The sequence below is a fragment of the Oscillibacter sp. PC13 genome (assembly GCF_900115635.1).
Classification (GTDB): domain Bacteria; phylum Bacillota; class Clostridia; order Oscillospirales; family Oscillospiraceae; genus Oscillibacter.
The window spans coordinates 20,166-41,282 of the sequence record NZ_FOXE01000005.1 but is presented as its reverse complement, the minus strand read 5'-3'; the positions used below and the strand labels follow the sequence as shown (position 1 = coordinate 41,282).

The window sequence follows — 21,117 nt, the reverse complement described above, 5'->3', positions numbered from 1 at the left end:
TTGCGGCGTCCTGCAATCACTAGCGGTTGCTGATGGACCAGTTGTCCTGGAAAATCAGGTCATCTACATCACCGTCGCGGTTCTCCCGGGTTTTCACGGTTCTTCCTCCTTTGCGGTTTGCTTCTCAGTCAGTATATGCTTGCCGGCGGGAGAAATTGCATGAAATGATGCACCGGCATTGGATTTTGGAGCAAAAAGCGACGAAAAGTTTTTTAATATTTTAAGAGGTACTGCTTGACATTTGCTGGCAACTATGGTATTCTAATCGTTGCCGACAGCTGCCGGTGTGGTGGAATGGTAGACACAGGAGACTTAAAATCTCCCGGTAGCGATACTGTACCGGTTCGAGTCCGGTCACCGGCACCACAAATTTCATATCGCGGAGTAGAGCAGTTGGTAGCTCGTCGGGCTCATAACCCGGAGGTCGCAGGTTCGAGTCCTGTCTCCGCAACCAGAAAGTCCTGATTTCTTGCGAAATCAGGACTTTTTCCGTACTTTTTTGTTCAATAACTTACTTGCTGTTTTTTCTGACCCAAACGCTGACCCCAACGGGAGCGGATAGCGGAAAGGATTATACCGCACCAGAGAGGATGTTACCCATTGTTTTTGCCGCTTCACGCTTGGCGGAGGTCGTTACATGAGCGTAGGTGTCCAGCGTGAAGCCTGCCGAAAAATGCCCCAGCATGCCAGACACGGTCTTGATGTCCACTCCGTTTTGCAGAGCCAGCGTTGCGAAGGTGTGGCGCAGGTCATGAAAGCGTATCCTCGGTAGACCCGCTCGTTTCAGCACCCGCTGGAGCATGTGCAACACGCTGTCCGGGGACATGGGTCCTCCGCTTGGCGAGGGAAACACCCACTCACTGTTCCCAACTTTGCATTTCTGCATTTTCAGAACGCTTATCGCGTCTGCCGACAGCGGCAGGGTGCGGTAGGCGTTTTTCGTTTTCAGCGGCATCTCAATGATCTTGCCGTCGATGCGTCCGATCTGCCGTTGAACCCGGAGGTCTCCTTTTTCCAAATCAATGTCTGACCATTTTAATCCGAGCAACTCGCCCCGCCGCAGGCCGGTGGTCAGGTCGATATAGTACAGGGCGAACACGCCGCTGTCTTTTGCCTCGCGGAGGAGGGACGTCAGCTGCTCAACAGGAAGCGTCTGCATTTCCTTGCGCTCCGCCTTCGGCAACGCGCAGCCGTCTGCCGGATTGCGGGCGATCAGCCGCTGCTCGATTGCCAGCTTCAGGGCAGAGGAAATGATTTGATGGATGTTGCGCACTGTTTTTGCGCTCAGTCCCTTGGGCTGCTTCTGTGCTTCGATTCGCTCTACCCGCCCTTCCGCCAACAATTTTTTGTAGAACTGTTGCAGATGCAGCGTCGTCAGATCATTCAACGGGATCTTGCCGAGCTGCGGCTTGATGTGGTTTTCGATGTAGCCATGGTAGGTCAGGTAGGTGGATGGGCGCATCTTGATTTTGGCATAGTTCTCGTACCACACTTCTAACCTGTTACCTACTGTGTAGTTCTTTGCCCGCCCATAGTCGATGCCCACGTTTTCCTCAATGGCTTTCTTCAGCTTTTCCTTGACTTCTGTCTGCGTCTTGCCAAGGACATTTTTGATGATGGCCTTGCCGGTTTCCGGATCGTGACCGACTGTGTAGCGCCCCTCCCATCGGCCATCCTTGCGCTTTCGGATGTTCCCTTCCCCGTTTGCTCGTCTTTTTGGCATGATATCAACCTCCTTTGTAACGGCAAACCATACCGTAAACAACAGAGGAAAGCTACTGGAAAGCAGAACTGTTATCAGAAAGTTATCATTTGCCTTGCGGTGACTTCTGCCCCTAATCTTTGTCTATTGCGACGCAATTCTTGCGCTGTCAGGGGAACGCTCTTCTTTGGTTACAGCGGTGCGTTTTTTGGACGGTCGAAAGTCTCTTTTCATCGACTGTAGTGGCGCAAAACATGCTTGCCCTGCACTACCGCCTTGAGAGATTTGATTACCTCGATTTCCTTCCGAAACGGCCACAAGGCACCACCAAAATCCTTGGGACATCTGCGTTTGCGGGAACCAAGACGCCAGCCGCTCTGAAATTTTCTTCAAAAGGCGCCACAACCGATTGCGCTGAAACCCCCGTCAACTGCCCGCACTGCGGGCAGAAGTGATTGGGCAGAGCGTCGGTTCCGACGCCAGCCGTTTATCCTGCTTTCTTTTTCGTCCTCGAAAAAGCCGTGAAAGGCGCAGGAAACGCAGTCATACCAACGTATCCAATGCATCGGTCACACGGACTTCAACACCTCCGGCACAAACGCCGCAACGTTCGTTTCGAGGGACTGCGGCGGGTACACACTTGCCTTCGCCAACAGGATCGCACACAGCGGATCACAGGGCGAAACAGGGGCGTTTCGGACGGGGGTGGTATCACTACCCTCGGATCGTTTTGCGCGGTTCGAAAACCCTGCGCGGCCGGGTATCAGAACGGCAAACTTTGCCGCTTTTGGGTCTTGGCCGGGTGTGCTCCCGAAGAACGCAGAAAGCCTTCGGGACAGCGATGCGCATGATGCGCGTCGCTGTCCCGAGGCGTCGCGGCCCCGCTGGGCTGCGTGATCTTTTTCGCTTTTGTCGAAATCGGGATTTGTACATCCGGCGCTCATGGTTTTCCGCGTGTGCGAGGCAGGGGCGGTATCACTACCCTCGGTGCGCTCCACGTGCTGCTGAAACGCTGGGCGGCCGCTTGTCAAAAAGGCTCATTTGCCGTTTTCTGAGGTCGGGTGGTCATCATTGATTCCAGCGGCGTAAAGTGTGCTTGACAGGCACAGTCTACTTGTGATAGACTTCAAGTATCAAAAATCTATCATAAATAGACCAACAAAGAAAGGGGGCACACATGGACGGTTACAAACTGGGCGTTGTTGAGACGCGTTTTGCAGAACTCATCTGGCAGCACGAGCCGCTGACCTCCGGTGAACTGGTGAAACTATGCGAACAGGAACTGCAATGGAAAAAATCCACGACCTACACAGTTTTGAAAAAACTCTGCGAACACGGTATCTTTCAGAACGAAAACGGCACGGTAACTTCCCTTCTCTCACAGGAGGGCTATAACGCCGTACAGAGTGAGAAATTTGTGGAGGACACCTTCGACGGTTCCCTTCCCGCATTTCTTGCCGCCTTTACCACACGGAAATCTCTTTCGGAGAAGGACATTGCGGAAATTCAGCGCATGATCGACCGCTGCGGAAAGGAGTGAGCCAATGGCCGCCGTCTTTTTGAAGCTCTTGAATCTAAGCATTTCCGCAAGCTGGCTGGTGCTGGCCGTGCTGGTACTGCGCCTGATATCAAAGCGTTCGCCCAAGTGGATGAATGTTCTGCTTTGGGGCATCGTCGCGCTGCGGCTGGTTCTGCCATTCTCCATAGAGAGCGCGTTGAGCCTGATCCCCAGTGCCGAAACGGTCAGTCCCGCAGCCGTGCAGTTTGACCCCGCGCCGACCATCACCAGCGGCGTGAGCGTTATCGACAATGCTGTGAATCCCTCGCTCAGCGAGCATTTTGCCGCCGTGCCAACAGCCAGCGTCAACCCGCTTTATGTGTGGGCGTATCTTGCGGGCTGGGTGTGGCTCATCGGCCTTGGAGTCATGCTGCTCTATGCGCTCGTGAGTTATCTTCGGTTGCGTCGGCGCGTGAGTGTATCGCTCCCCGTTCAAGATCACATTTATCTTTGCGATGCCATTTCCTCGCCGTTCATCCTCGGCGTTGTAAAACCACACATCTATCTGCCCTCCGGTCTGGACGAGGTGCAGCGGCAGAATGTACTGGCGCATGAGCAAGCGCATCTCGCGCGGCGTGACCACTGGTGGAAGCCGCTGGGTTTCGCGCTGCTTGCGGTTTACTGGTTCAACCCCGTGCTGTGGCTCGCCTATACACTGCTCTGCCGCGACATTGAACTGGCCTGCGATGAGCGGGTGATCCGCACGATGGACGAGAGCGCCGTCAAGACCTATTCCACAGTGCTGCTTGCGTGCAGTATGCCGCGCAAGGCAGTCATCACCTGCCCGCTGGCGTTCGGTGAAGTTGGCGTCAAGGAGCGTGTGCGGAATGCGCTTCACTACAAAAAGCCCGCGTTCTGGGTGGTCGCGGCGTCGGTCGCCGTGTGCGTCGTTGTGGCGGTGTGCTTTCTGACCGATCCGCCTACGGATACCGACGCCGCCGGACTGGTCGGTTTCCATCGTGAACAGGTCACTTATGCCGATGTAACGGACGCAAGCGGCGTGCAGCCATCCAGCGTCCAGTTAACGGCGGAGGAAACGGACGCCGTCTACGCTCTGCTGGATGCCATGCAATATAAACGCCTTGGTGCTGCGTCAGCAATGCAGGACTGCTATGCAAGGCTCTATTTTATCAGCGCCGCGGGCGAACGCTGCGAGGTCATGCTCTCTGAACGTGAAATGCTGGTCAACCCCATCACAGGCGGCAAGACAGCGCGGCTCTATGAGCTGCGTTCCGGAAGTACGGAGTTGAGAGACTATCTGCTTGGATGCATTGGCACAAGCGATGCGGCGCTCACCGCGTCATCCGTGTCTATCCAAAAAATCTCAGAAACCGCCTACCGGAACGCCTTAGCCGAGGAAAAGACTTCCGCAATGTGGGATGGAAAGAACAGTTCTCCTGTCTGCCCGGAACGAGGAACCGCGAACTACTATCAGGTTTCTGTGCTCAATGCCGGATATAACAACGAGCTTCCCATTAACGCAAACATCTACTTCGCCGTAATACCGGGTGGAGGTTTGGCAGAGGAAAGCTATTTTACCCTGATGGAGATGCCTGTGTCCCCCCGCTATCAAAACGTGATCACATCTGCCACGAACACAGTCAGCGCGGACGTATTCCTGAAATTGGAGATCAGCGTTGTCGCTTACTATGACGGAGACGGCCAACCGGTTCGAAGTGAAGACTTCACATACGCTCTGAGCTGCTTCTGCGATCTTGAAGCGTTAGAAATCCAGCAACTTCGTATGACGGGCGAAGGATTCCGTCATGAAAAAGGAGGCAGTACGGCAGATGCCCTCATCGGCAGCTACGCCGATGACATGGGCTCCAGTCTGACAATCCGGAAAAACACCGATGGCAGCTATGCGGTATACCTTGGCATCTATAAGTTTACTTCTGTCGACAATACAGCAGGAAGCTATGACCCGCAGATGAATATCCTGCATATCTCCGGCGCAGCGGATATTGGCGGCACTCTCGCGGCAGACATAACCGCAGATGGAACCGGGCGCCTGATCGTTACATTGACAGAATCTCCCGTTTCCACAAGCTATCTTGCCGCAGGCGCGGTGTTTACTTTCTGGCCCCGCGTAACCGGATACCCCCAGTACGATGAGGTGTTAGCCAATATCTGCGATCTCCGCTTTGCTGGTACACAAGGCATCGAAACGGAGTTCAGTTCTGATCTTTTGACAGCGAATGACTACTACCAGACACCCGGCTGGCTGCTGCGCGATCTTGACGGTGATGGGATCCCTGAGCTGCTGCTCGGTGCGAATTGGGATGAAGGACACGCCGTGATTTTCAACATCTACCGCTCTGGCGGTGCGAGAGCCGTCCGCGTGGTCAACGGTTGGAACCGTAACCGCTGGTATCTCTGCACCGATGGCAGTCTGGCAAACGAAGGCAGCAGCAGCGCATTTGAAAGCAGCTACTCTTACTACCGCTATACCAGCGGCGAGTTACAGCATCTGGAAACGTTGCTGTATCTGGATGACGGTTCCGGCGGCTCACCATGGCGCTACTCCGTCACAACGGATCAGTATGTCAACAGTGGTGACTTTCACTCTGTCACCGAGGCCGAAGCAACTGCCGTGATGGACAAATACACCCACGAAACGCTGGCCTTTACGCCATTTGTGGTATGAGGATAGATAGTGTGGACTGTGGCGCAAGGTTGCAGTTCGCCAGTCCCTCCGGATATTACAGCCTCTGACCCACTTTTGACCCAGAATAGGATTGGAGCGGGCAGGGCTGGACGGAAACAATGGAAAATCCGCCGAGTGAACGGTGGTAAAAAGCACAAATCGGAGTCGAAATGGCTCCGATTTGTGCTTGAGACTGCCTCATAACCCGGAGGTCGCAGGTTCAAGTCCTGTCTCCGCAACCATAAAAGTCCTGAAATCGCGAGATTTCAGGACTTTTCTTTGTTTTTGCTTCCAAAAGATTCTGTCCCGACCTCCGGGTTCTGTGCCTGACCCAAGCCTTGACCCATACGGGAAACAGTTCAGAAAGCACCAGATGGACGATTTAGTGTGTCCAGCTGGTGCTTTCGCTCTTTTTTATCACTTTTTACGGGATGATGGGTCAAATTTTCGTGTCCACTTTTCGGGGTATCAGCTATTTGCTGCTACCCGCAGAACTCCTCCCATGGTGTTCGCGGCTTCTTTCTGTGCAGAGGTTGTGACATGTGCGTAGGTGTCGAGGGTGAATCCTGCGGAGAAGTGGCCCAGCATACCGGATACAGTCTTGATGTCCACGCCGTTCTGCAAAGCCAGCGTTGCGAAGGTGTGGCGGAGGTCATGGAACCGAATCTTGGGCAGTCCCGCTCTTTCCAGCACTCTGTGGAGCATGTTCAGCACGCTGTCCGGGGAGATGGGGCCTCCGTTGGGGGATGGGAACACATACTCGATTTCACGGCCCACTTTTTTCCTCTGCTCTTTCAGAACTTCTATCGCATCATCTCCGATGGACACGGTGCGGTAGGAGTTTTTCGTTTTCAGGGGTGCCTCTACGATCTCACCGTCGATTCTGGCTACCTGCCGCTGCACTCGGATGGTTCCGTTGGCCATGTCGATGTCATTCCATTTCAGTCCCAGCAATTCTCCTCTGCGAAGCCCGGTTGCCAGTTCGATGTAGTACATCTCGTACACACCGGTTTCTCTGGCTTCTCGCAGGAAGAAAGTCAGTTGCTCCACGGGGAGCGTTTTCATCTCTCTGTGTTCTATCTTCGGCAGTGCGCAGGCTTCTGCCGGGTTGGAGTAGATCAGCTTCTGTTCCTTTGCCAGATTCAAGGCAGAGGATATGATCTGGTTGATGTTCCGAACCGTCTTGGCGCTGAGGCCCTTGGGCTGATTCTTTGATTCAATCCGGTCGATTCTCCCCTCGGCCAACAGCATCTTGTAGAGTTTCTGTAAATCCAGAGAGGTCAATTTGCTCAGTGGGATGCTGCCCACATGAGGTTTGATGTGGTTATTGATGTAGCCTTTGTAGGTCTGGTGGGAGGATGGCCTTACTTTCAGCTTGGCATAGTTTTCGAACCACACATCCATCCACTGCCCCAGTGTGTACTGCCCAGCTTTGACGATATCCAATCCCTTATTTTCCTCAATGGCTCGCTTTAGCTTCTCTTTGACTTCTGCCTGGGTCTTGCCCAGCACATTCTTGTAGATGGCTTTTCCGGTGGTATCATGGCCTGCCGTGTAGCGCCCTTCCCATCTGCCGTCTTTCCGCTTTCGGATATTGCCCTCTCCGTTTGCTCGTTTCTTCGCCATATCATCCCTCCCTCAGTTTTTCGCAGGCCAGTCGTTCATCCTCATCCTCGAAGTTGTAGGGTGGCTGGTCTGCCAGCAGTTCTTGATGGATGCCGTGGGCAACTCTGTAGCCGGACATAAAGCTGTCCAAGCAGGATTGGTCTCGCAGAGAGGCTTCCAGATCCACAAGGCGCAGGAGCAGTCTCCGTTGGTGGTTTCCCAGCTGTTTGGCAAGCTGCTTGTGTGCCTTATCCACCACCTCTTCCAGTTTTTCTGCCCTTTCAGAGGGGGTCTCGAATCTGTAATAGAGTGCTTTCATATAGTCGTGCATTGCGCCACCTCCTATTCAGCAACACACAATACCGAGAAAGGCAGAGAATAGCTATACCAAAACCGAGGAGTTATCAGAAAGTTAAGAAAGAACCGGGTGTGGGGCAGCGCCCCGCAAACAGCAAAAGTCTGGACGCCGGCATGAGCCGACGTCCAGACGAATGCGATGCTGGCTTCTGCCAGCTTCTGCCAGCGGCAGAACAAAAATCGTTCTCTCACGATCTGCCTCTTCTTTGTTTAATGCGGCGTAAATTTTGCGCCGGGTATCGTCTCCTAAAAGGGGTTGTGGGCTTGCCCGCTGCCGAAGGGGCCGGGAGGGGCAAATGCCCCGATCCGTGCCACGAAGGCGAAACTTGTCATCCTCTAAACCGAGGATTCTCCCAGCCTTCGCAGCCACAAAATCTTCTGTCGCAACTATTTTGCGCAGCGGCAACGGAACCTTGAAGTTGCTTTGTGAAGTGCTTTTATATACATACATTTCCCGGTTCTCTGTGGATCCCCTGTATCAACAGAGAAGAAAAACGCCGTGTGCCAACTTCGCCCATAAAGGCCGCACACAGCGTTTCATTGTGCCGTAGGAGAAAGGATGCCACCCCTATTGGAAAAATCGCACACAGCGGCCCACAAGGGGATGAATTTTTCAGACGAGAGATATCCCCATTATGCAGAGTATTTGTACGATTGCTAAGGTCGGCTTTGTGGAGAGGCTTTTATTCTTTGATTTGCGACGCAAATCTTGAGTGCCGCAGGCCCCAAAAAATTTCAGAAGAGCCTTGACAAAGCAAATCGCTGGAATTCATGGGTTTCTCTTCCGAAGTTTTGACAAAACACAGGAAAAGGCGTATGCTGGAAAGCAAAGGAGTGTGCGGACAATGGAGGATGTAAGAGCTGAAAAGAACAGTCGACAGATTGTTTTTCGCACCTGCGGTGTGTTCCTGCTGACATTTCTGGCGGCACTTTTGCTGATTACCTACACTGTACAGGTTAACATTCAGCAGGAACGAAGTCGTATGGAGCATTTTGCGCAGTCTATCGGTGCAGAGACCTATGAGATTCTGCTCTCTGAAATGGGAAAGGCCAGAGTTTTGGAAGCCTATCTGCTCCAGACGGAGGGCTCCTACGAGAACTTTGAGAGGATCTCCCACGTCCTGCTGCGGGAACCCTTTGTCCGGAATGTGCTGTTTGCGCCGGACGGGATCGTGGAGGCGGTCTATCCCCTGAAGGGCAACGAAGCGGTCATCGGCCTGAACATGTATGAGGAGGGAGCGGGCAATAAGGAGGCACAGGCCGCCATTGAAAAACAGGAGCTCTATATGGCGGGTCCCTTTGACCTGATTCAGGGCGGGGCTGGCATTGCCGGGCGGCTGCCGATTTTTCTGGAGGATGAAACCGGTGCGTCTGTGTTCTGGGGAATTGTCTCAGTGACGCTGGATTTTCCGGAGGTATTGTCCGGAAGTTCCATTGATCGGCTCAATGAGCAGGGGTTTGCGTGTGAGGTCTGGCGAATCAACCCTGATAGTGGAAAGCGCCAGACCATTCTGGCAACAGAAATTCCTCTGAAGCAGGACTGGGATACCATAGACTTCCAGCAGGAGCTCTTTAATTCCGTATGGACGGTCTCCATTGCGCCGCTGCAGCGATGGTATAGCCAAACCAGCTTCTGGATGTACCTTGCGGCTGGTCTGCTGATCAGCTTCCTGGCTGCGATGGGGATCTATCATGTGGAAAAGCTTCGTCTGATGCGGGCAGAGGCGTCCAAACGGGAGATTGAGCGGCTTTTGGCGCAGCTGGAGTATGAACAGGGAAATATGCTGTTCAGCCAGATCCGATCCCACTTTTTTTATCATACGCTGAATTCCCTGCAGGCGTTGATTGTATTGGATCCGGATGCGGCCTATAAGATGGCAGGAGACTTTTCACGTTACCTGCGGTTTAATCTGGACTCCGTCACCTCTGCTGGCGGCATAGGGTCTTTCAGGGAAGAGCTGAGGGCTGTTCGCGCCTACGCGGATATCAATCAGATGCAGTTGGGGGATCGGCTGACCATGAAATTTGATGTGCCGGATGTGGATTTTCAGATGCCGGCTCTAACCATTCAGCCGATTGTGGAAAACGCAATTCTCCACGGGATTAAACCCAAGATAGGCGGGGGAACCGTCTGTGTTAAGCTAGAGGAGACAGCGGAACATTGGCAGGTAATTGTAGAGGATGACGGCGTTGGATTTGAGTATTCTCCGGCTGTCGGGGATCGCTCCATCGGATTGAGTATTGTGCGCCAGCGCATGGATCGCTCGCCCGGGTGTGGCATTGAAATTAAAAGCACTCCCGGACAAGGGACAATGATTGTGCTATCTTACAAAAAAGAAGACTAATGTTCTTCATAATTTCCAAAAGAATCTGGCGGCAAAGCGTACGGTTTTCGTACGCTTTGTTTGTTATAATGAAATTGTACAGAGTGGGGGTGATGTGTGATGAAAACCATTCTGGTGGACGATATGCTGCTGGATTTACAGTTATTTGAATTAAAATGCGCCGACATGCCTGATTTTGAGATTGTCGGGAAATTTACAGAGCCCCAGCAAGCCATCGCATATGCTGTTGGCAACGTAGTGGACTTTGCCCTGCTGGATATTGACATGCCGGGTATGAATGGGATGGAGTTGGCACAGCAGCTCCGTCAGATTCGCGGTGATATCATCATTGTGTTTGCAACAGCGCATCCGAAGTTTGCCGTAGACGCGTTGAAAATGAAAGCGGACTATGTGATCTTCAAGCCTTTTGACAGGGAGGATATTGCTGATGTAATGGAGCGGGCCAAGCTCTTGCGGCGTCGGCAGAAGAAACGGATATCTTTTCGCACATTCGGAGCCTTTGATATGTTGGTGGATGGAAAACCCGTGCATTTCCGCTCGGGAAAGGCAAAAGAGCTGATGGCGTTGTGCGTGTATCGCGAGGGCTGCCCTGTGTCTATCCATGAAATTGTGGAGATATTATGGGGAGAGTCGTCCACAGCGAATGCGGACGGGATCGGATATCGTCGTACGATTAAAGAACTGGCGGATACCCTGCGGGATTATGCGGCGGAGGAGCTGATGATTCGCGCCAGAGGGAGCCTGCGGATCCGGATCGAATTAACGGATTCGGATTACAGGCGCTTTATGGATGGGGACGAGGATGCCATCTGCCAGTATCAGGGTGTTTTTATGCAGCAGTATTCGTGGGCGGAGCCCATGGTATACACCCTGCAGGAAAAGAAAGAGCGTATGCTTGCCCGTTGAATAAGGCAAGGCAACAATTGAGGAGGGGATGTATTTGAGTGAACTCTTGAGAATGGAGCATGTCAGCAAGCGATTTGGCGATTTCTATGCCAACAGAGACATCAATCTGTCGGTTCGCCGGGGTGAGGTACATACTCTGCTGGGAGAGAACGGAGCAGGAAAGTCCACGCTGATGAATGTTCTCATCGGACTCTATCAGCCTACCGAGGGCAGCATTTATCTAAACGGACAGAAAGTTCAAATCGACTCTCCGGCTCAGGCGGTGCGCCTGGGGATCGGCATGGTCCATCAGCACTTCATGCTGGTAGAAGCCATGACAGTGTTTGAGAATATCATTCTGGGAGATCGAAATACCAAGGGCGTTTTCATAGACAGGGAAGCCCGGAAGAGGGAGATTCTGGAGCTGTCTGAGAGATATGGTTTGGATGTGGAGCTGGATAAGCCCGTCACAGAGATTGCTGTAGGTGCTCAGCAGCGGGTGGAGATCCTCAAGGCGCTGTATCGGGGCGCGGAGCTTCTGATTCTGGATGAGCCCTCTGCCGCCCTTACCGACATAGAGGTTGAGGGGCTGTTTAAGATTATGAACAAGCTGACGGAGGAGGGAAAGAGCATCATCTTCATCAGTCATAAGATGCGGGAAGTGATGCGCATTTCCGACCGTATCACCATTCTTCGCGCCGGTGAGGTGATCACCACTCTGGAGCGAGCAGGGACCGACGGACAGGAACTGGCTAATTTGATGATCGGGCGGGAATTGACCCCATCTCATTATGAAAAAGCAGAGGCCTCCGGCGATCCGGTGATTGCCTTACGGCATGTGGATTATCAGAAGACCTCAAAGCACAACGGTCTCAACGGTGTCTCTCTGACAGTGGGGCGGGGCGAGATCGTGGGGATTGCCGGAGTGGACGGCAATGGTCAGAGCCAGCTGGCACAGGTGGTCACCGGTGTGCTGACGCCGGACAGCGGCGAGGTGGATATGAAGGGCACCCGTGTGGCCAAGTTCACACCCAACGGCTTTATTCTGGAAAACGTGTCTCACATTCCGGAGGATCGGAATAAAATGGGACTCATCGGCGATATGTCCGTAAAGGACAACATTGTGCTGAAATCCACTGAGGCGCCGAAATTTTCTCAGGCCGGCGGACTCCGCCTTAAGAAAAAGGAAATTCGGGAATACGCTGAACAAATGCGGGAGAAGTATGATATTCGCTGTACTTCCATTGAACAGCAGTCCCGGAGTCTTTCCGGAGGTAATCAGCAGAAGGTCATTCTGGCCAGAGAACTGGAGAGTGATCCGGATCTTCTGGTTGCGGTTCATCCCACCCGTGGACTGGATATCGGGGCGACTCGTTTTGTCCATGACACCATGGTTGAGGCGCGGGACAAGGGCTGCGGCGTGCTGTTGATCTCCGCTGACTTCGATGAGATTCTGGAGGTCTCCGACCGTATCATCGTGATGTTCGAAGGACAGGTCATGGGCGTTTTCTCCGGTAAGAACCCTCCGATTGAGGAGATTAGCTTGGCTATGGCCGGGAAGTAAAGGGGGACGGAATATGAAAAACGGCAACAGGTTCATCAATGTTTTGGTCCCTCTGATTTCGGTGCTGCTGTCCTTTCTTATCGGCTGCATCATTATGGCAGCGCTGGGCGCCAATCCGCTGACGGCTCTGCAGGCGCTGTGGAAAGGCGCTTTTGGTAACCTGCGAAATGTAGGCACCACGCTCTCACGAGCCACACCTCTGATTTTTACCAGCCTGTGCGCCTGCTTTGCCTATCGTTGCGGTGTGTTCAATCTGGGCGGTGAGGGTCAGTTCATCATGGGTAGCGTGGTTTGCTGCTATATCGCCACACAAAGCGGCATTGAAGGTCTGCCGGCTATTATCCTGTGTCTGATAGTCGGTGCCCTGGCGGGAGGATTCTGGGCTGCCATCCCCGGGATTTTGAAGATTTATCGGGGACAGAACGAGATGATCATCTCCATCATGCTTAATTATGTGGCAACCCTTTTTATGGGCGTTGTCTATACCGACTGGCTGCGGGACGGCAGTGTGCCCCAGACTGTCCCAGTCCCTGACGCCTCCAAACTCAGCCGCCTTTTTGGACTCCGGACAACCACGGCTTTTATCATCGCCCTTGTGGTTGGACTGCTGGTCTACTATTTCCTGTTCAATACCTCCAAAGGCTTTCAGCTTCGAGCGGTGGGATTGAACATGACAGCCGCAGAGTTCAACGGTTTCGCTGTGAAGAAATACATCCTCTACAGCTTCATCGTTTCCGGTGCGATTGCAGGGTTAGGAGGCAGTGCGGAACTGCTGGGAACCCAGTTTAACCTGATCAACGGATTTGCTGCAGGATACGGATTTGACGGTGTGGCCATGGCTCTCATTGGTCAGCTCCACCCCCTTGCAACGATTTTAGTGGCCATTTTCTTTGCGGCCCTGCGGGTGGGATCCACCACCATGCAGGCAGCCACAGGCGTCCCCACCAGCGTATCCGACATTATTCAGGCGCTGGTCATCGTTTTTACCGTTGCGGGACTGGCTATGGTCAAGTTGCCGGAGTTCAAGGCTCTGGTGGACAGGGTGTTCAGTAAGCGGAAGGAGGCAGTGTAAAATGGATATGACCTTTATCAGCAACCTGCTTCTGGCCAGCGTTCGTATGGCAACACCTCTGATTTTTCTGGCGTTGGCAGAGCTGTATTCCCAGCGAGCCGGCCTGGTTCACATTGGACTGGAGGGTCTGGCTGCCATTGGTTCTCTGACCGGCTTCCTGGTGAGCCTGATCACCGGCAGTCCTTTTGTGGGTGTTTTAGCCGGTGCGGCAGTTGGCATTTTGGTCAACATGATCTATGCGTACGCTACCATTCATCTTTGCGCAGAGCAGATTGTTTACGGCATGGCCATCAACATCTTTGCCCCGGCGCTGGCGGCTTTCATCTATCGGGTCTATTTCGGTGCTGGCAGCGAGCTGGTACAGGTGGAGCTGATGAAGCCCCTGTCCGCGATACTGGGGATCCCCACTGACAATTTCTTTGCGGCACTGCTACTGGATCAGACACTTATGGTTTATCTGGCCTATGGTTTGGTGATCTTTACCGCCGTTTATTTTAACAAGACCAAGTCAGGACTGAACTATAAAGCTGTTGGCGAATATCCAAAGGCGGCGGCGACGCTGGGTATCAACGTTATTGGAACGAAGTATGTCGCTTCTGTGATTTGCGGTGCGCTGGCGGGTATTGGTGGAGCGTATCTCACTACCTGCTACACCACTACCTATGTGGATGGCAATGTGGCGGGCCGAGGCTTCATTGCTCTGGCGGCAGTGATTTTTGGCCGCTGGAGTTCCAGTGGCGTGTTGCTGGCGTGTCTGTTCTTCGGCTTCTGTGATGCCTTGCAGATCCGGCTTCAGGTGGGAAGTTTTGGTGTACCTTACCAGTTCTTCCAGATGATTCCGTATTTGGCCACTGTGATGGTTTTGACGATCATTGGCATCAAGAAAGCCGGCCCCAAAGGAGTGGGCAAGCCCTATCGCCGGGAGGAGCGCTAATTTTGGTAATAACTGCTGCGCAGTTGTTATAAATTAAAAATGGAGGATAAATTATGAAGAAGTCTCTCGCTTTCATTCTTGCGCTGGTTATGGCGCTGTCTCTGGTAGCCTGTGGTGGCTCTTCCGGCGGATCCAGCAGCAGTGGATCTGACAACACTGGCAGTGATTCTGCCGATGAGGGCAAAGTCTATAAGGTTGCCATGATCTGCGATTCCAGTATCTCTGACGGCGGCTGGGGCATGGCCTGCTACAACGCCATGATCGATGCGGCTGAAAAGTACGGTTGGGAAACCGCCTACTCTGACAGCATTGACCAGTCTGCCTATTATGACACCATCGTATCTTACTGCGACCTGGGTTATGATCTGATCTACGCCCCCGGCAACCAGTATACCGATGCTGTGCTGCAGGCTGCTGTGGAGTATCCTGAGATCGCATTTGGTCTGCTCAACGGTGGCGAGGACACTCCTGGCAAAGCTGAGAATGGCAATGTGACCTCCATGTTGCCTAATTCCCAGCAGATCGGCTGGATCGCTGGTGCACTGGCAGGTCTCATGACCGAGACTGGTATCGTTGCTTTCATCGGCGGCATGGAGCTGGACACCACCAAGGGCAAGTACGAGGGCTTCAAGGAGTCTGCCGCCTTTGTGGGCGAGCAGGAAGGCAAGACAGTCTCTACGCTGGACATTGTTTACTCCAACTCTTTCTCTGCCTCTGACAAGGGTATTGAGTTTGCCAAGGCCATGATGGATCAGGGTGCCGACGTCTTCTTCGGCGACGCCTCTGCCGTTGACTCCGGTGCGCGTCAGGCTATCGACGAGGCTAACGCCGCTAAGGGTGAGATCACGGTCTATGACATCGCTCAGCCCTCCGACCTGCTGGGTCAGAACGAATGCATCATCGGTAGCCAGGTGACGGACAACTCTTCTCTGGTTGGTCTGTGCATGGAGGCCATTGAGGCCGGTACCTTTGGTGGCGAGGTCATCTACGGCACCATGCAGAATGGTGCGCTGTCTGCCGGTGCGGTCAGTGACCTGGTTCCCGCTGAGAAGCAGGAGAAATATCAGGAGTACATCCAGCAGATGACGGACGGTACTTTCATGCAATAAAATGGTCCTTCTTGGTTTCTTTTAGATGACCCAAACGCTGACCCAGACCACGCAAAAAATGGACGGAAACAACGGAGTGGATACCCCCAAAGAGCATCCTGCTCCCGGCTCAACCGCTCCGGAAAGCGGCGGAAACTACCGCTTGGAAACCGTCAGAGCACCTCATAACCCGGAGGTCGCAGGTTCGAGTCCTGTCTCCGCAACCATAAACGTCCTGAAATCTTTCGATTTCAGGACGTTTTCTTTGTTTTTCTGTCGGAAAGATCGGGTGAAAAATTGGGGTCAGTGCCATGAGCCTGACGCTGACCCATACGGGAATAGGTCTGGTTACTGCTCCATAGCATAGGATATGGCCGCTTCTTTTCTGGGGTGCCATGGTAACGTGAGTGCAGGCCATGGAAACGGACCTTTGGCAGTCCCCCCCCCCCCCGCATGCCGAAAGAGATGGACAACTGTCCAGATTCGTGCCGCAATGGTCAGCCTTGCCATCCTTGAAGCGTGGGTTTTCTCTATGATGCCGGGAAAGGCCCAGCAGCCATCAGCATTTGCGGGAAGGCAATCCCCCTCAGGGGCTTTTTCGCTCCGGTTCTGCCCTCCCCCTCACCCAGCCGCAAATGCCCGCAGTACGGGCATTTGCGGAGTCCAAGACTGCGCAGGGTGCAAATTGTCGTTCGCCGTCTCCCCTGCGCCCTTAGGTTCTTCTTTGATTACCGCATCGCAAATTTTGATTCGGGTTTTCACAATATCCCTGTTCTTTTCCTTGTCAACCATCCCGCCGGGGGTTATCCCGGCGGGATGGTTGCCGATAAAGCGGCTTTGACCTTTTTTTCAGAAAATGTATTTGGCTGCCGCTTACGCCGCACTACCTACGATTCGTTCATAGGTCCAGGCCGTCAAAAAATACACCAGCGCGTACACAGCGGCAAAAACTGCCAGTGTCCCCACTGTGCAGAGGGCAAACAGCCCCACATCATGCAGGCCAAACAGTTCCAAAATGCGGCAGAGCATGGGAAAGGCTGCCAGAATATGCACCCCCGCTGCCATCAGGGGCAGGAAAAACACCAGCAGGATCTGCCCCCGGATGGAAGCTCCCACCTCCCGATGGCTCATGCCTACCTGCTGCATGATCCGGTAGCGGTGCTGGTCCTCATACCCCTCAGAGATCTGCTTGTAGTAGATGATGAGCACCGTAGCCATCAGGAACAGCAGGCCCAAAAAGATACCCAGGAACAAGAAGCCGCCGTACATGGCGTAGAATTCTTCCGCCATCTCCTGACGGCTGGCCACGCCGTATCTCCCGTCTGAAACCGCCAGAACAGCCTTGGCGCAGGCCAGCTTTTCACTGTCGGTGCCATCGGTATTCAGATGAATGCGGAAAGTCCGGCGTGCCAGGTCTGTGTCCATTATCTGCTCGGCCAGGGAATCGTCCGCCACCAAGCCCAGATTGGCCTCGTTGGTAACGATGGCGCTGTCCCCGGCAGGAAAACTGTCCAGCCGGGCTCTCACCCGAATGGGTTCTCCCTCATAAAAGAAAGTCTCTGGCAGCGGAAGATCGCCGTCCGCACAAGCCAGCACCTCGTTTTCCTCCAGAGAGACTGTATCCCCCGTCAGGCGGCTGTACTCCTCTGCCGTCAGAACCGTGACTTCCGTCAGAAGGCCGTTCTGGCCCAGGTCCGTCAGCAGCGTATTGCCGCTGTATTTGGCGTGGAAAGAGATAGACTGCTCATAGCAGATGTCTCTCACCTGCCGTCCTGCGTTCGCTATGGTCCGTTGTACCAAGTCCAGTATTGCGGTGGAATCAACACTGTCTTCCAGCGTCTGGGTTACCAGAATATCGTCGGGATACTTGCCGTCCAGGGACTTCTCCGCTCCCAGATAGAGGCACAGCGTTCCGGACACCGTCACCAGCACCATACAGGCCAGGATGCAGATATTGGCAAGGCCCACGGCGTTCTGCTTCATGCGGTACAGCAGGCCGGAGACGGCGGTGAAATGGCGGGTCTGGTAATAGAACTTTACGTTGGCCCGCAGACACTTTAGCAGAGAAATGGACCCGGCAGTAAACAGGCAGTAGGTGCCGAGCATCACCAGAATGACCGCCACAAAGAACAGCATCAGGGCGTTCACCGGGTTCCGGGTGGTGAGAGCGATGGCATAGCCCCCCAGCAGCGCCGCCAGCCCAAGGACTGCCAATAGCCGCTTTGTTTTCGGCTCCCGCTCTCCGGCGTTGTTGCTGTGGAGCAGCTCGATGGGGCGGGACCTCCCCAGGCGAAGCAGGTTCCATAGAAGCGCCAGCAGGAACAATACCCCCAGCAGCGCTGCCGTCTCCCCCATACCCCTGATGCTGATAGAAAAGCCGAACTGCACCGGAATCTGTACCAGCTTCAAAAGCAGAAGCAGGATCAGCTTGCTGAGCAGGATGCCCGCCGCGATGCCGCCCGGAATCACCGCAGCGGCGCACAGCAGTGTCTCCCAGACGCACAGTGCCGCGATGTGCCGCTTTTCCAGGCCCAGGATGTTGTAGATCCCCAGTTCTTTCTGCCGTCGCTTCATCACAAAGCTGTTGGCATACAGCAAAAGCACTACGGAAAACAGTGCCACCACAAAGCATCCGATGGACATCATGGCCTGGAGATAGGCGGCGCCCCGCACCGTCTGGATGACCTCGTTCCAGGTCAGAAACCGCAGGATATAATACATGGCAGCCATGGCGCCGCAGGAGAGGAGATAAGGTCCGTAATACCGGCTGTTGCGGAGCAGGTTTACCAGAGCCAGCCGGGGAAAGAAGCTGTGCTTACCCATGGTTTTCACCGCCTTGGGTCAGCACCGTCAGCGTGTCGGAAATACGGCAGAACTGAGCCTCCCGGCTCTCACTGCCCCGGTAGAGCTGGTGATACACCCGCCCATCCCGCAGAAACAGCACCCGCCCCGCGTGGCTGGCCGCCTTCACGGAGTGGGTCACCATCAGGATGGTCTGTCCACTGGCGTTAATCTTACCGAACAGCTCCAGCAGATTGTCAGAGGACCGGGAGTCCAGGGCGCCGGTGGGCTCGTCCGCCAAGACGATCTGCGGGTCTGTGATCAGCGCACGGGCCACCGCCGTCCTCTGCTTCTGTCCTCCAGAGACCTCGTAGGGGTATTTGCTCAGAATATCGGCAATCCCCAGCTGCTCCGCCAGAGGCTTCAGTTTCCGTTCCATCTCCTCATAGGGCTGTCCCGCCAGTACCAGGGGCAGGAAAATGTTGTCCCGCAGGGAAAAGGTGTCCAGCAGGTTAAAGTCCTGAAACACAAAGCCCAGATGGGAGCGGCGGAAGGCCGCCAGATCCCGTTCCCGGACATCGGACAGGGCCTTACCGTTCAAAAACACCTCTCCGGCAGTGGGCCGGTCCAGGACCGCCAGGATATTCAGCAAAGTGGTCTTGCCGGATCCGGACTCGCCCATGATGGCCACATACTCCCCCGGCTCCACGGAAAAATTCACGTTCTGCAGCGCTTCTACCTGACTGCCGCCAAAGCGGCTGGTGTAGACCTTCTGCAGGTGCTGTACTTCCAATAATGGCATAAGAGTTCCTCCTCTATCAGCTTGACACCATCCTACCAAAAAGCCGGACTGTCTGCCATCGATTTGGCTTACAGTTCGGCTCCGTATCTTACGATTTTGTAAGGTTACTCCACAATTCGGTTCTCCCGGCTCAAATCCAACCGCACAAGAGTTCCCTGGCCAGGCCGTGAGGTGAGGGAGATGTTGTGATTCAGTCGGTCCATGACCTGGCGGCAGAGGTAGAGCCCGATCCCCGTGGACTTTTTATCCGCCCGGCCATTGTAGCCGGTAAAACCCTTTTCAAACACCCGGGCCTGATCCTCCTCCCGGATACCGATGCCGCTGTCGGCAATGGCCACCGTGGTGCCGTCTCCATAGATTCGGATGGTACCGCCGGCCGGGGTATATTTCAGGGCATTGGAAAGAACCTGCTCCACCACGAACAGCAGCCATTTCTCGTCCGTCAGCACAGTCTTCCCGGTCTCCCGAAAATCCAAGGCGATTTTTTTCAGGATAAACATCTTGGCAAACTTCCGCACGGCCTGACGCAGGATGTCATCCAGCGAATACTCCCGCAAAACGTAATCTGTGGAGTCGCTGTCCAGCCGCAGGTAGGAGAGCACCATCTCCACATATTGTCCGATTTTCAGCAGCTCCATCTCCAGTTCTCCCCGGTGCGGAGAGGTATCCTCCTGCAGCAGCAAGTCCATGGCGGCGATGGGTGTTTTGATCTGGTGGGCCCAAAGGGAGTAGTAGTCCGTCAGTTCCCGGAGGCGGTTCTCGTTCTCCGCTGCCAGCCGGGCTCGATCCCGGCAGACCGCCTGCAACAGCGCCTGATAGTCCTCCTCCAGCAGCCCCCGGGCGGGCGGCAGAGGCAGAGCTTTCTCATTCGTCTGACGCAAAAGCTGCTGCAGCTCCCGGTGCCGCTGAAGGAAGCGGCTGTATCCCACCGCAAAGAGGATCAGCCCCAGCGCCAGGCACAGAACCCCGGCATAGGCCACTGCCTCCAAAGGCAGATCATAAAGGGCAAATATCACTGCGAACACGCAGACGGCTCCCGCCAGCAGGAGCAGCAGCTTGTATTGGCGTTTCAAATAGGCCATCAGCATCCTCAGTCCTCCACCAGGTAGCCCATGCCCTTCCGGGTACGAATCAGGTTCGTCAGTCCCACACCCTCCAATTTTTTTCGCAATCGGGTCACATTCACCGTCAGGGTATTTTCGTCCACAAAGCTGTCGGACTCCCACAGCCGGGTCATGATGGCCTCCCGGCTGACGATTTCGCCCCGGTGCTCCAGCAAAAGCTGTAAAATCTTAAGCTCGTTCCGGGTCAGCTCTGCCTTCTGTCCGTTGGCTGTCAGGGTTCCAGACATATTCAGTACCGCACCGCCGCATTTCAACAGGTGGGCGGTGCCGGTGAAGTCGTAGGCCCGCCGCAGTATGGCCTGCACCTTGGCAGAAAGCACCTGCAGGTGAAAGGGCTTTGCCAGCAGATCATCTCCGCCCATCTCCATGGCCATCACCAGATTCATGTCATCTGAGGCCGAGGTAAGGAACAAAATAGGGACTTTGGACACCTTTCGGATCTCCCGGCACCAGTGGTAGCCGTTAAAAAAGGGAAGAGAGATATCCAGCAGCACCAGCTGGGGGTCAAAGGCGGCGAACTCCGCCACCACATCATCGAAGCGTACCGCACAGGCCACCTGATGCCCCCAGCTCTCCAGATGCCGCTGCACAGAGCCAGCGATGACGTCGTCATCCTCCACCACAAAAATTCGGTACACAGGTGATTCCCCCTT

At 54.4% G+C, this 21,117-nt stretch carries 15 protein-coding genes and 2 tRNA genes; 10 read left to right on the top strand and 7 right to left on the bottom strand.

Going from position 1 to position 21,117, the window contains the following annotated elements:
• The first annotated feature begins 280 nt into the window (after nt 1-280).
• Nucleotides 281-366 (top strand) — tRNA-Leu (locus tag BMZ81_RS03880).
• 12 nt (nt 367-378) lie between these two features.
• Nucleotides 379-454: transfer RNA gene (locus tag BMZ81_RS03875), tRNA-Met, on the top strand.
• Nucleotides 455-571: 117 nt separating this feature from the next.
• On the opposite strand, the gene BMZ81_RS03870 is transcribed toward BMZ81_RS03875, so the two are convergent.
• Nucleotides 572-1,723 (bottom strand): tyrosine-type recombinase/integrase, encoded by a 1,152-nt coding sequence (locus BMZ81_RS03870; protein ID WP_091128869.1) that lies wholly within the window; start codon nt 1,721-1,723, stop codon nt 572-574.
• Nucleotides 1,724-2,879: 1,156 nt separating this feature from the next.
• Between BMZ81_RS03870 and BMZ81_RS03865 the strand changes: the two genes are divergently transcribed.
• Nucleotides 2,880-3,242 (top strand): BlaI/MecI/CopY family transcriptional regulator, encoded by a 363-nt coding sequence (locus tag BMZ81_RS03865; RefSeq protein ID WP_091128866.1) that lies wholly within the window; start codon nt 2,880-2,882, stop codon nt 3,240-3,242.
• A 4-nt stretch (nt 3,243-3,246) separates the two neighbouring features.
• Nucleotides 3,247-5,907, top strand: coding sequence for a M56 family metallopeptidase (locus BMZ81_RS03860; protein ID WP_091128863.1), 2,661 nt, complete (start codon nt 3,247-3,249; stop codon nt 5,905-5,907).
• Between the two features lie 468 nt (nt 5,908-6,375).
• Here BMZ81_RS03860 and BMZ81_RS03855 read toward each other — a convergent pair whose 3' ends face one another.
• Together BMZ81_RS03855 and BMZ81_RS03850 are read right to left on the bottom strand one after the other, a co-directional pair.
• Nucleotides 6,376-7,533 carry a tyrosine-type recombinase/integrase gene (locus BMZ81_RS03855; protein WP_091128862.1) on the bottom strand — a complete coding sequence of 386 codons (1,158 nt, stop codon included), beginning with the start codon at nt 7,531-7,533 and terminating at the stop codon, nt 6,376-6,378.
• Between the two features lies 1 nt (nt 7,534).
• Nucleotides 7,535-7,843 (bottom strand): DUF6809 family protein, encoded by a 309-nt coding sequence (locus tag BMZ81_RS03850; protein ID WP_091128859.1) that lies wholly within the window; start codon nt 7,841-7,843, stop codon nt 7,535-7,537.
• An 871-nt stretch (nt 7,844-8,714) separates the two neighbouring features.
• On the opposite strand from BMZ81_RS03850, the gene BMZ81_RS03845 reads away from it, so the two are divergent.
• The 6 genes from BMZ81_RS03845 to BMZ81_RS03820 all read left to right on the top strand — a co-directional run bounded on the left by BMZ81_RS03845 (nt 8,715) and on the right by BMZ81_RS03820 (nt 15,778).
• Nucleotides 8,715-10,214, top strand: coding sequence for a histidine kinase (locus BMZ81_RS03845; RefSeq protein WP_091128858.1), 1,500 nt, complete (start codon nt 8,715-8,717; stop codon nt 10,212-10,214).
• A gap of 99 nt (nt 10,215-10,313) precedes the next feature.
• On the top strand, nt 10,314-11,120 hold the full coding sequence (locus tag BMZ81_RS03840; protein ID WP_091128855.1) for a response regulator: 807 nt from the start codon (nt 10,314-10,316) through the stop codon (nt 11,118-11,120).
• A gap of 28 nt (nt 11,121-11,148) precedes the next feature.
• The gene (locus BMZ81_RS03835; RefSeq protein ID WP_242942561.1) at nt 11,149-12,663 is read left to right on the top strand and encodes an ABC transporter ATP-binding protein; all 1,515 of its coding nucleotides are present in this window, start codon (nt 11,149-11,151) and stop codon (nt 12,661-12,663) included.
• Nucleotides 12,664-12,676: 13 nt separating this feature from the next.
• Entirely contained in the window at nt 12,677-13,735 is a 1,059-nt protein-coding gene (locus tag BMZ81_RS03830) for an ABC transporter permease (protein ID WP_091128852.1), read from the top strand.
• Nucleotide 13,736: 1 nt separating this feature from the next.
• Nucleotides 13,737-14,669, top strand: coding sequence for an ABC transporter permease (locus tag BMZ81_RS03825; protein WP_091128851.1), 933 nt, complete (start codon nt 13,737-13,739; stop codon nt 14,667-14,669).
• Between the two features lie 53 nt (nt 14,670-14,722).
• A complete protein-coding gene (locus BMZ81_RS03820; RefSeq protein WP_091128848.1) occupies nt 14,723-15,778 on the top strand; it encodes a BMP family protein in 1,056 nt (351 codons plus the stop codon).
• Between the two features lie 852 nt (nt 15,779-16,630).
• Here BMZ81_RS03820 and BMZ81_RS03815 read toward each other — a convergent pair.
• The 4 genes from BMZ81_RS03815 to BMZ81_RS03800 all read right to left on the bottom strand — a co-directional run bounded on the left by BMZ81_RS03815 (nt 16,631) and on the right by BMZ81_RS03800 (nt 21,102).
• Nucleotides 16,631-18,580, bottom strand: a complete 1,950-nt coding sequence (locus BMZ81_RS03815; RefSeq protein ID WP_091128845.1) for an FtsX-like permease family protein — start codon at nt 18,578-18,580, stop codon at nt 16,631-16,633.
• Nucleotides 18,573-19,340 carry an ABC transporter ATP-binding protein gene (locus tag BMZ81_RS03810; RefSeq protein WP_091128843.1) on the bottom strand — a complete coding sequence of 256 codons (768 nt, stop codon included), beginning with the start codon at nt 19,338-19,340 and terminating at the stop codon, nt 18,573-18,575. The genes BMZ81_RS03815 and BMZ81_RS03810 overlap by 8 nt, the downstream gene beginning before the upstream one ends.
• Nucleotides 19,341-19,444: 104 nt before the next feature.
• Nucleotides 19,445-20,428: a sensor histidine kinase gene (locus BMZ81_RS03805; RefSeq protein ID WP_347498047.1), complete on the bottom strand. Its 984-nt coding sequence runs from the start codon at nt 20,426-20,428 to the stop codon at nt 19,445-19,447.
• Between the two features lie 2 nt (nt 20,429-20,430).
• Nucleotides 20,431-21,102 carry a response regulator transcription factor gene (locus BMZ81_RS03800; protein WP_091128841.1) on the bottom strand — a complete coding sequence of 224 codons (672 nt, stop codon included), beginning with the start codon at nt 21,100-21,102 and terminating at the stop codon, nt 20,431-20,433.
• Nucleotides 21,103-21,117 lie beyond the last annotated feature (15 nt).